Consider the following 10098-nt stretch of genomic DNA (forward strand, 5'->3'; position numbering starts at 1 on the left):
AAAAATAGTGTCAATGAGATTCAATATGAATTCTCACCAACACTATTTATTATAGAACCACTTTTTGCAATATAAAAAGCTTTGAAGAAGGTAATGCCTTTCTTCAAAGCTTTTTCGCTTTATATCTTATTTTGACGACCATTTAGAACAGTTTTAAAAGTGATAGACAGAACTATGTCTGTTAAGCACTCTGTAAATCGTTGTCTAATGCAGTAGTCATTATGAATGATGAAGCACTATAAGATCTCATTAGCAAAACTTATTGTGGGTTTTGGATATAAGTTATGTTATTGTGATAACTACTATGAAATGATTTGTAGTATACGTTTTTAAACTTTGTTATTAAATCTATTTGACTCACCAGGAGTTTCTAATCTCATTTTACTAGCAATATCAAATTTCTCATTAAGATACGCATAACCACTCCACTGACTCCATATTTGCATTCTATCTGATGTTCTAAAGCTTTTTTCTCCAATTAAGGTCCAAAACACTCTGTATTTCTGCTCTTCTAAGAATTTATGAAGATAAGTTTCTTTTATAATCAATCCATAATCTTCATCTATTAATTTTGTATCAAATGCCACTAGCTCATCTTCTACATAGAAAAATCCATCAATCGTTTTTTGCTCTAACATTAAAATATTTATAATTTCTGAATTCGGTATTTTAAAAGAAATTGAACTCTCCTCAAGTGTACCATCATATTGAGACTCATATAAAAAATCACTACTAGCTGGCAAGACATAATAACCAATTTCCTTTACCGGACGTTTTACTTTTTTATATTTTACTTCTTCATTATTCTCGATACCTAAAATAAAATCTTCCAAATTTGATGAACTATAATCCCGTACTTCTTCTTCATAGTACTCTCCTGTCTCAATCTCTATAGCAGACCATTCATTTTTTAATACATTATTTTTTAATGCAGAACTCCAATAATATTCTCTATTAAAAAATTCATATGAACGGCTACCCTCAGGATAGTTTCTTCCATAGAAGTTCCTAGTCTCTATATCTTCCAAACACCTTTCATAATCTTCTTCTTTAACAAAATATGCCTGGATAATGTTATAAATTTCTTGTCGCTTTCCATCGTATTTTCGTAATATATTTTCATTTTTTTCAATTTCTTTTATGTGGTTTAAAATTATCCAATTATTTCCTCGAGAATCTTTTATTTTAATTTCATTTTCAATATCATCAAATAGTGTGGAAGTCTTATTTACCCAGTCTATCATATCTGTTTCTTCTCGATCAAAATCGTCTAAAAATTCTTTCGAATATAACTCGTCTTTAGGGTTGAATTCGATTAGACTTTTATCAGGTTTAAATCTATTATTGAGTGTTGGATCAAAATCTCTAACATATGGACTCCATGGACCGCTGTAATCTTCTGAAATATCGTAATCGTTTTCTACTAAATAATTGTCGGCTACCTTAGCTAAAAGATTATATAAAGCAATCCATTGATATTTTTTACCAATGCGTTCAACTTTCCGTGTATCATGTCTTTCAGTATAATAATTATTAATGTCGTGTGGAAATAGCCCGCCATCAAAACCTATAACATTAAAAATGTAATCCATAGCATAATAATAGCCATTTTCATTATCGAAGTTTTTAAATTGATTTAGTGCTGAATCAAACACGTATCTTCCAAAATCTCCATAAATTCCTGGGCCACTATTCTCAGTATTCATAGAAGAGATAATTGCATCTATAGAAGAATCATTTTTTCCGAAAGAATCATACTCCACTCTTTCCATTTCAGGAATATCAGAAGAATTATAAGGCGGTCTAATTTTTTCTCTTGAAAAGTCCATATCTTCGGGATACTCAAATAAATACCGCTCTATAATCAATCGTGCATAATCCCTTAATAAGATATCTGGATACACTTCATCTGCCTGAAAGATAGTATTATATACGTAATTTACTAACTCCTTATAAGTTTCATGGTTTTTGTCCTTCGTACGCACTAATGCTCCAAAAACTACACTATATAATCTATGAACTACATATGGGTCGTTAGTATTTTCGAACTCTTTTAGTAGGTCTAAGCATAATTGAAAATTATCCTTAAGAATTACAATCATAGCCTTTGAGCAACGATCTCTTAACTTTCTATTACTAGATGTCAAAGTCCAGCTAAACAATATAAGCATTAGTCTAATTTGCTCATTTTTTAGAGAGTGTGTATTAACTTTCGCAGACTCAAAAGAAGAAATAATCTGACCTAGTTTAGAATCACTACTTATTCCATTTATAAAAGTTGTCCATAGTGAGTCTCGAGTAACCATAGACATTTGAGAAAGATGGCTATCTAAAAGATATGCATTTGTTGAATTTTTTAGCTTAATACTGTTATCTATAAGCATATTATAGAAAGTATCGATTGAAACTTCGTAGTTATTAAGTATCTTCCTTAATATTTCAACACTCGTATTTATATTTTTTCTGATAGTAAAAGATTCTATGAAACGATCTGCTAAATTGTTAGCCAAATGTATATCTTCTTCGTAAATAAAATCTAATACAGGTATAATTATCTCTCTTCCGTAACTTTCATATCCCATTTCTGAAGTAAACAATAAGGGATCTACCATGGAATAGTTAAGATTATCATCATCAATTAATACATCTAAAATATTATATTCAAGTTCATCTAAGTTAGTGCTCTTTTTGAATATTTCACTTCCAAGTAAATAATCTCGCACTAAGTTATAAGAGAATGTGTAGTATATTTCGTCGGAATTTTCAAATTTATTTATTAATCCATTTCTTACTAGTGAGCCAATATAATCATGCTTTTTAAATACTAATCCGTTGTTTTCCCAAAATGGTATCGAAAAAGTTTCTTCTTTAGAAACAGTCCATCCATTTCCTGCTAGCATTTTAGATACAAATTGAGTAAGAAATTCTTTTAATAAATTAAAGTCTTCATCAAATTCAATCTCTTCTCTAGATGATTGATCAATTTTTTCTAGCGTTTTATTAAATATCTCTTGAATGTCCATATCATATCCTGCAAAGTTTTCACAAAATAATGTTAAAAATAAAGGATTCGACATCTGTTCATTAAAATATAATGTTGGCGAGAAGGTTATATTGTAATAGTCTAGAAAAATATTTATCTGTTCATAATCAAATCTATCAAGTCCTTCATGGTTGAGTACAGATATTTTTTCTTTTGATATTAATTCTTCTGCATAATCTGATATTAATTTCTCTTCGAATCCATGTCTAAATGAAAAAGCAAATTTTACATAATTATAATTATCTAAAATTTGAGAGATTTCTTCAATAGTATTCTTCCAAATAATGTTGTCATTAGTTTCATTTATTCCATCAATAAAAACAACAATCGGCTTATTTATTAATTTTCCAAGAGCATCTAAACTATCTAACAAGTTATTTATATCTATATTAGGTATATTAAGTAGGTCGATTAATTGATTCTTAACAGGATTATTTTTTATGAATGAATACCCTGGTAGTAAAATTGTTGGCCTGTTTTCATAAACTAAATTATTAGCGGAGATGGCGAAAGTATGTGATTTGCCAACTCCTGCTTTCCCTTTTAACAATAGAATTTTATTATCTATTAGTTTCTCTTCAAAATTTGAAAGCAATAAATTATCTAGTAATCTTTTTATTTTTTCTAAGTCCTGCCTCTTAGAAAGCAATTTATCTCTTTCATCGTTTTCAAGATCTGCAGAATGAATTTTATCATTTAGTTCATTTAAAGAATTTCCAAGTTGTAGAAAAGCATATGCATATTTATTTTTAATATATTCATTTAGTTTGTAATAATCATTTGTATTTTCTATCTCACCTGACTTAAGAATGTCTTCTGCAATGTTATCTAATAATTCTCGTCCCCTTTGTTTATAATAAGATTTAATTTCCTTCAGATAATTTGACACACGAGCAGGCAATAATTCGTCGGATAATTCGCTTTGACAAAATAAGCCAACGGATTTTTCTGTATCAGTAGTTGCATTAAATTTCTTATTATAGCGATACGATAGCGAATTCAAATTCAATTGTACTTGTTGTCGAAACCATTCAATATCGAACTTATGTTGATTAAAGAATAATGCACTAGCACGTTTTGATGTCGCTGCTTGCTCTAGCAATTCTGTGTTGGTTATTGCAATACACCCTATAGATGCTTCTTCTAAAATCTTAACGCACTCTAAATAACTTGAATTATTAGTACTTACATCTTCATTACTAAAAAGATATACTCTATCCAGTTTACCTTCGTAATTATCTCTAATGATTTGAAAACTTTTTTTAATTTGAGAATAGTCTATTCCTTTTGAAAAATATTTAGCCTGAAAACCTATTATTAATCCATCTTTTCCAGTAACTGGGTCAACTTCAATTCCTTTATGGTTTGGATTAGATCGCAAAATAGTACCTTCTACACAATAGTTTTCTTTGAACAACAGTCTGCTTAAACTCTCAAAAGAGCTTGTTTTATGGTTATTATTCACGTTAAAATAATCCCAAGTAATCATTTATTTTCTCCCTTCTTTAGAAATACAATTAAATTAATTATAGCATTCTTAAGCATTAACGTATAAAAGAGAAAACCCCAATAGCTTTCGCTATTGAGGCTCTTGTGAAAATCTATTTCACTGAGTCATGTTATAAAGCAAAACAGATACATATATAACAATAAAATCTACTTCCGTAGCAATTGTTATAGATTATTTTATAAAGGGTTTTGAACTAAAAATTATCTACCCATAAATTTATTGCCTAAATTACTACTGTTAAAGATACAGAATCAAAAACCATTACCATTTTCCGAGTGGTAATGGTTAGTAATGATTTATAGCAGTTGTAAGCAAAGTTCAGATATTAAAAAAGGCTCCCTACCAGCCTTTACAACTGTTAGGAAGCCTTTGTTGAATAATATGGAGGTGAGGGGATTTGAACCCCTGTCCAAACACTCCGATTATACAACTTTTACCACTATAGTTCATTCTCGGATTCGCGCACTAATGGTGAATAAACAAACCAATTAGATTGCTAGTCTGATTAATCTCTTTTCCTTACTCCAGACGGAAGCTTAGAACGTAACCTACTATAATAGGACTCGGAACTAGCGCATAGGTGACGCTAGGCGAATCTTAGCTCACTGTTTTTACGCAGCGAAAGCTAAAGTGTTTGTTTCTTGTTTGTCAGTTATATTTAAACTGGTAACGTTGTTGCGAAGCCGTAACCTCCGAGCAGTAGTTGTACACCGGGCCATGCCTGTCGAATCCAATAACACCCCCGTGAATGTATCCTTTATTATATCATATATTTCAGTCTTTGGTCAACATTGGTGCATGACCTAGCTTAGCCTACATTCTCATGCTTTCAATGGTTTATAAGTGTTTAAATTTGTACTCAATATCATATATGGTAAAATATATATATACTTTAAATAATTAAATGAAAGAGGTTGATCTTATGTCAAACGAAAACAATGGAACTTTCGATAAAATTAAAGGTGCAGTAAATGAAACAGTTGGTAAAGTAACTGGTGATAAAGAGCAAGAAGGCAAAGGTAAAGGCCAACAAGCTCGTGGCGAAGTTGAAGAAAAAGTCAACGAATCTAAAGATAGATTTAACGATGCCAAAGATGATGCTCAAGGTCGTCTAGATGGCTTTACTAAAAAAGACGAAGAATAATTCTTAAATAGAATAAAGAAAAACCGCTTGTCATAAGCGGTTTTTTTATTTGAAACTTTTTTCTATTTTTCTTTAGCTGCTCTACCCCATTGAATGTGACGGACTAGCATCAGAATCATAAAGGCAATTCCGAAATAGCCAGCAATGTTATAGACAATTTTCAATAATGAACTAAAAGAAATCATTGAACCGATAATTAAACCAATTAGGCCGATAATCAATGTAAGGACCTTATGCTTTTTACTACCATCCTCTGAGAAATTAGATACTGAATTCCAAAGTAAGGTGACTGCTGTAGTGAAGATCCCAATCATGATAATAATAACAAAGAAGTAAGCTAGGTAAGGATGAATTTCATTAGCTAAAGATAAAGTAGGTACAGCTGATCTACCCACTAAGTTGAAGGAAGCCATGAAACCAAAATAAGAAACAAGGATCGCAATACTAAAGAAACCCCCACCGATTAGACCCGAATATGCGGCGTCTTTACGGCTGTTAGCTTCTCCCCCAGTTTGGCTAATAAAACCTGCGAATAAGATAAGGTTATACCCTACATAATTAAGACCTGACACAAGCCAATTTCCTGAAGAGGTCTGAATTTCTCCATTTGCCAAAGCACTTTCGATTGAACTTGCTATATTGGGTAATTCATTAAAGTTGGTGATTAAACCATATAAACCTAGTATCATGGCAACAATAGCAATCATAGGCCCTAAATTCCCTAAGATATTGGTTAAGGCTTCTAATCCAAGCATTACAACACCTGCAACCACTACAAACATCAGTATTGAGCCAACAATGATAGGTGTATCAAATTGCTGGTTTAGTGTCGCACCGGCTCCTGCGATCATTACCGTATATGTTAAGAAAATAACTACGATAGAAAGATATTCATAGAATTTACCAATCATTTTATTTGAATATAATTCAAAAATATCATTGGTATTTTCTAATTTATCTTGGTGCCGATATCCAGTTGTAAATAAGGTATACCCCATAAAAGCAAAGCCTAAAAACATAACAAAAATTGAAAGAAGCCCCATCCAACCTTTTGAAACAAAGTATTGGATAAGCTCCTGTCCTGTTGCAAAACCAGATCCAATGAGTGATGCCATCATTGCACCAGCCATTACCATTACGGTTTGCCACCTAGTGCTATTTTTATCCACTTGTAAATATTCCTTTCTTTTTGTTAAGTTTTTTTAAAAAAATACACAATATAGTATATCATAATTTATAAATTTGCAGGTAAAATAAAGCTTGTTGTATCCCATTCCTTCGGCTTTTATCTATAATATAGAATTTATCGATAATAAAAAATGGCGAGCGCAGACAAGGTAAATTTCCTTGTGTACTCACCATTTGACTTTATATGATTAAGAAATATCCTCATGATCAAGATCAGTTTCTTGGTCATTAATTTCTTTATGGGCAAAGTGGTCTGTCTGGTTAAAGGCTTCTAGGTGGTATAAACCATCTTGATATCTAACCACGGACACACTAGCATTATCTAGCATCGAATCAATTTCAAATTGTGGAATCAATTCGTGGATCATGTTACGGATAGTCATCCCATGACTCACAATTAGAATCGTTTGATCGGTTTCTCTGTGTTTAGTGATCACATCAATCAAACCTAATTCCACACGCATCCAAAATTCCATGAAGTTTTCTGCATCGTGGTAAGGATCCATTTCTTTAAAAGCATTCAATTCTAAACGAACACTTTCATCTGAAGTTGCTCCAGTATAGGAACCATCTTTACCAGTAGCAATCTCTGTTACTTTGTCCCATAAACCTCTTGCGTCTAATCCTTCAAAAGAACCAAAGAAGACTTCTCTAAACTCTGGACGTTTCTCAATTTCAATATCTTTAGCAGTTGCCTTATTTTCGTCTAGAATAAGTTCTGCTGTTTTTACCGTACGTTGTAAATCACTCGTATATACTGCTGAAAATTCTACATCGGCCAATCCACGACCACTGCTACGTACATCTTCTTCTCCGCGTGGCGTTAGTGGCGCATCAGCCCACCCTTGCATACGTCCATAATAGTTTAGATAAGTTTCTCCATGACGCATGAAGTAAATCGTCACACCTTTTGACATGAATAAATTCCTCCTCAAATTACACTACTCTTGGTCTTATTGTACCATTTCTATAGGCATGAAGTAATTTTTTTAACTGGGCGACTTGGTCTTCCAGTTTAACCCCTACATCGGTTTGGCGCACTTGTAATCGTTCTAGCTCTTTATCGATAATTCGACGTGTAGATACGATATCTGTTTCATGTTCCACGGCATCCTCAATACTAGAGAATGGCTGGTGGCTCACTAATAACATACCAAACGAATTATATAGTAAGGTGTAACCTGCTAGGCCTGTGGTTGGTTGATAAGCTTTTGAAAAACCACCGTCTATCACTAAGAGTTTACCGTCCGCTTTAACTGGGTCTTCACCCTTACGCTCTTTAACCGGTGTATGACCGTTTACAATGTGCCCTCGATCTGGACGAATACCAAACTCGCTTAAAATCAATTCAGCAGACTCTTTTTCATTACGTAAAGTATAGTAAATATTTTTTGGCTCATGATGTGTTTCAGCATCCTCAATATAGTAACGCTCAAACGTCGTCATCTTGGTCTTTCCAAATAGCGATGACCCTTCCCCTTGCCAGATATACCACATGTAATCCAAATCAGGGTTTTCGTCTTCATCTGGTCCTTGAGCCGCAAAAGCTTGACGCATAGCCTTCTCAAATTGATCCAACAATGCCCGTCCTGCATATGAACGGCCGTGAATTTCAACCGCCTTAAATGACATATCCTCATTCATCGGAATACAACCGTGATATAACAGGTTTTCATTGTAGACTTTATACAATGACCCCTTACTATATAGGTAGGCAATATGCTTTTGCAGACGGTCAGAGTTTAAGAAACCAGCTTGCAATTTCGCCATCACAAACTCTTCATCCTCAGTTAGTTTGAACGGATCTGCCGGGTCTACCGTAGGGAACGTCGTATTCTTCAAGTCATATTCCTTCCCACCAACGAGTACAGTCCCTTTTTCCAAGTCTAATTTATCAAGGAATAGGCGGTTATCGGTTTGAAATTCAGGGTGGCGTTTAATGACTTGCGCTTCTAATTTAAATTGAATAATCGTGATTGCCTGCTGCATCTTGGCAATTTGTTTCACTTCTTCTGGAAAATGGTCCACAGAATCGTCAATCTTAGGCATGAATTCCGCGATAGTGTCATCGGGGTATGTAGCCTCCGCGAATGCCACCAAGGGTCTCAGTGAAATACCATAGCCATCCTCGATGATTTCTAAGTTGTCATAACGGGCACAAATCCGTAATACGTTGGCGATCAAGACGCGTGACCCCGAAGCGGCCCCCATCCAAATGGCGTCATGGTTCCCCCATTGGATATCGATGGATTTCTGAGCAGCCAACAAGTCAATGATTTTATCAGGCGACGGCCCACGGTCATAGATGTCCCCTAAAACGTGTAAATGATCGACAACAAGTTCCTGCATCAATTCAGACAAGGCTTCAATTAGACGGTTTGCTGCCCCTAATTCGATAACATTTTGAATGATATTCCAGTAGTAAGACCCCTTATTGGTCAAGACAGAATCCTTAAATAACAACTCCTCAAGGATGTAAGACATGTCTTTTGGCATAGCCTTGCGAACTTTTGAACGGGTGTATTTAGACACAACAAATTGTCCCAACTCCACTAATCTAGAAATTGTTAACGTATAGAATTCATGCTCTTCTTCTACATCTGTAATATCCGCTAACACTCGGTCTAGCTTCTCTTCTGGATAGTAGACAAGGGTTGCCAACTGGTTCATTTCATTCGTCGATAACCGGTTTTGGAATACCTCTCGAATTTTTTCTTTAATATTCCCCGACCCATTACGTAACACGTGCGAAACAGCATCATACTCGCCATGGAGGTCGCTAATAAAATGCTCTGTGGCTTTAGGTAATTCCATAATCGCTTCTAGATTAATGATTTCTGTTGTTACTGAGGCAATATCTGGAAATTGCTCAGATAATAATAATAAATAACGTTCATTGTAGTCCATCACTACTTCACTCACTTTCTTTCAACCATCATACCATGTCTCGCAGAAGATAAAAATTGCAATATTACTATTTCTAACAAATTCATGAGATTTTTTCAAAAATTGGCTATTTAAGTCCTTCTTAATTCGCTTTTTTAATTATATTAAATAATCTATTAACTTGCTATCATTACTAGTGACAAAATAGCAAAAAAGCATACCCATAAACTTTGCAGTTTTTAACATAGGTATGCTTCCTGATTATAATGGTTCTATAATAAATAGTGTTGGTGAGAATTCATATTGAATCTCATTGACACTATTTTT

At 33.6% G+C, this 10098-nt stretch carries 5 protein-coding genes and 1 other RNA gene; 1 reads left to right on the forward strand and 5 read right to left on the reverse strand.

Translation table 11 applies throughout. The features are described 5' to 3' along the window. Positions 1-329: 329 nt before the first annotated feature. Entirely contained in the window at positions 330-4532 is a 4203-nt protein-coding gene (locus tag AC973_RS07225) for a hypothetical protein (RefSeq protein WP_048729165.1), read from the reverse strand. Positions 4533-4932: 400 nt separating this feature from the next. Then, positions 4933-5297, reverse strand: a transfer-messenger RNA (tmRNA) gene (gene ssrA / locus AC973_RS09540). A 178-nt stretch (positions 5298-5475) separates the two neighbouring features. On the opposite strand from ssrA, the gene AC973_RS07230 reads away from it, so the two are divergent. Further along, the gene (locus AC973_RS07230) at positions 5476-5697 is read left to right on the forward strand and encodes a CsbD family protein (RefSeq protein ID WP_048729167.1); all 222 of its coding nucleotides are present in this window, start codon (positions 5476-5478) and stop codon (positions 5695-5697) included. Between the two features lie 62 nt (positions 5698-5759). Here the strand turns inward: AC973_RS07230 and AC973_RS07235 are convergent, their stop codons facing one another. From AC973_RS07235 to AC973_RS07245, 3 genes are all read right to left on the reverse strand, one after another. Further along, on the reverse strand, positions 5760-6833 hold the full coding sequence (locus AC973_RS07235; RefSeq protein WP_048729169.1) for a hypothetical protein: 1074 nt from the start codon (positions 6831-6833) through the stop codon (positions 5760-5762). A 240-nt stretch (positions 6834-7073) separates the two neighbouring features. Then, on the reverse strand, positions 7074-7802 hold the full coding sequence (locus AC973_RS07240; RefSeq protein WP_048729171.1) for a histidine phosphatase family protein: 729 nt from the start codon (positions 7800-7802) through the stop codon (positions 7074-7076). A 19-nt stretch (positions 7803-7821) separates the two neighbouring features. Next, positions 7822-9792 carry a fructose-1,6-bisphosphatase gene (locus AC973_RS07245; protein ID WP_048729173.1) on the reverse strand — a complete coding sequence of 657 codons (1971 nt, stop codon included), beginning with the start codon at positions 9790-9792 and terminating at the stop codon, positions 7822-7824. Positions 9793-10098 lie beyond the last annotated feature (306 nt).

Source organism: Carnobacterium sp. 1290_CSPC, assembly GCF_001053265.1.
Classification (GTDB): domain Bacteria; phylum Bacillota; class Bacilli; order Lactobacillales; family Aerococcaceae; genus Aerococcus; species Aerococcus urinaeequi.

What these genes read in the sequence shown, in the direction of transcription:
- AC973_RS07225 (WP_048729165.1), bottom strand. Translation starts at nt 4,532, where the DNA reads ATGATTACTTGGGATTATTTTAACGTGAATAATAACCATAAAACAAGC.
- AC973_RS07230 (WP_048729167.1), top strand. Translation starts at nt 5,476, where the DNA reads ATGTCAAACGAAAACAATGGAACTTTCGATAAAATTAAAGGTGCAGTA.
- AC973_RS07245 (WP_048729173.1), bottom strand. Translation starts at nt 9,792, where the DNA reads ATGGACTACAATGAACGTTATTTATTATTATTATCTGAGCAATTTCCA.
- AC973_RS07240 (WP_048729171.1), bottom strand. Translation starts at nt 7,802, where the DNA reads ATGTCAAAAGGTGTGACGATTTACTTCATGCGTCATGGAGAAACTTAT.
- AC973_RS07235 (WP_048729169.1), bottom strand. Translation starts at nt 6,833, where the DNA reads ATGGTAATGGCTGGTGCAATGATGGCATCACTCATTGGATCTGGTTTT.